General features: G+C 62.2%; 2 protein-coding genes. Both read left to right on the top strand.

From position 1 onward, the window contains the following. Positions 1 to 685, top strand: a 685-nt coding sequence (locus HV711_RS33210) for a Mu transposase domain-containing protein (RefSeq protein ID WP_425195043.1), incomplete at its 5' end; no start/stop codon positions are given. Continuing rightward, the coding region (gene istB, locus HV711_RS33205) for an IS21-like element helper ATPase IstB (protein WP_175145687.1) at positions 682 to 1337 on the top strand (656 nt) is incomplete at its 3' end. The genes HV711_RS33210 and istB, both read left to right, overlap by 4 nt.

The raw sequence follows: 1337 nt of genomic DNA, 5'->3' as shown, positions 1-1337 counted from the left end.
CGATCGTGCGGCCTACAACGAGTTTCTGCGCGAGATCGTCATGCGCCGTAACCGGCGTAACGCGGCGGCGTTCCGCCTTGAGCGCGAACAGCTCATGGATCTGCCGCCAAGGCGCACGACCGACTTCGTAGAGGAAGAAGCGCGCGTCACACGCTGCAGCACATTCACTGTGCGCGGCATTCTGTACAGCGCGCCATCGCGCCTGATTGGCCACCGCCTGAAGGTGCGCGTTTATGGTGACCGGCTTGACTGCTATCTGTCCGGCGCACTGGTGCACAGTACCCCGCGAGGCTCGCGTGCCGGCGATAACCGTCGTTCACTGGATTACCGACACTTCATCGAGAGCCTCAAACGCAAGCCACAGGCCTTCAAGGGACTTGCGTTTCGCGACGAGCTGTTCCCTCGTGAAGCCTATCGCCGGACATGGGAACAGCTGGAGGTAAGATTGGCGCAACGCGAGGCGTGCAAGACGATGGTCGGATTGCTCGAGCTCGCCGCGATGGATGGCGTCGAGGCTCTGTTGGCCGCGCGCCTGAATGCCTTGCTCGTTGACGGTAATCTGCCCGATCTGAAGGCGTTGCGCGAGGAATTTGCGCCACGTCATGCCGCTTGCCCGGTCGTCAATGTCGAGATGCCACCTGTAAGCAGCTATGACGACCTGCTGCACAAGGAGGTGGCGGCATGAGCACACCCGCTTACGATGCTGGCCGTCTGGCCCTGATGCTCAATGAACTGCGCCTGCCGACGATCGCCCCTCTGTGGCCCGAGTTTGCGCAGCGTTCCGATAAGGAAGGCTGGCAGGCTACGCGGTTGCTCGGCGCACTGCTCGAGCACGAACTGGCCGAACGGGCGAAACGACGCATCGAACGACACCGTGCCGAGTCGCATCTGGACCCGACCAAAACGCTTGCAACCTTCGACTTCAGCATGGTGCCGATGGTCTCGAAGGCGCACGTTATGGCACTCGCGACCGGCGACGCATGGCTTGAGAAAGGCGCCACGGCGCTTCTGTTTGGGCCGCCCGGGGCTGGAAAAAGTCATCTGGGTTCGGCCATCGGACACGCGCTGATCGACGCAGGCTACCGGGTGATGTTCACGCGCACCAGCGAGCTCGTGCAGAAGTTGCAGGCTGCACGGCAGAGCCTGCAGTTGCCGTCGGCCCTTGCCAAACTAGATCGGTTCGACCTGATCATCCTGGACGACCTGTCGTACGCCCGCAAGGACCAGGCTGAAACGAGCGTGCTGTTCGAACTGATCGCCGAAAGATACGAGCGCCGTAGCCTCCTCATCACGGCTAACCAGCCGTTCTCGGGCTGGAACGACGTGTTCCCGGATCC

The sequence above is a fragment of the Paraburkholderia phenoliruptrix genome, assembly GCF_902859825.1.
Classification (GTDB): domain Bacteria; phylum Pseudomonadota; class Gammaproteobacteria; order Burkholderiales; family Burkholderiaceae; genus Paraburkholderia; species Paraburkholderia phenoliruptrix.
Note: the sequence above shows the minus strand (reverse complement) of the source record. Positions and strands in the feature narration are given on the sequence as shown.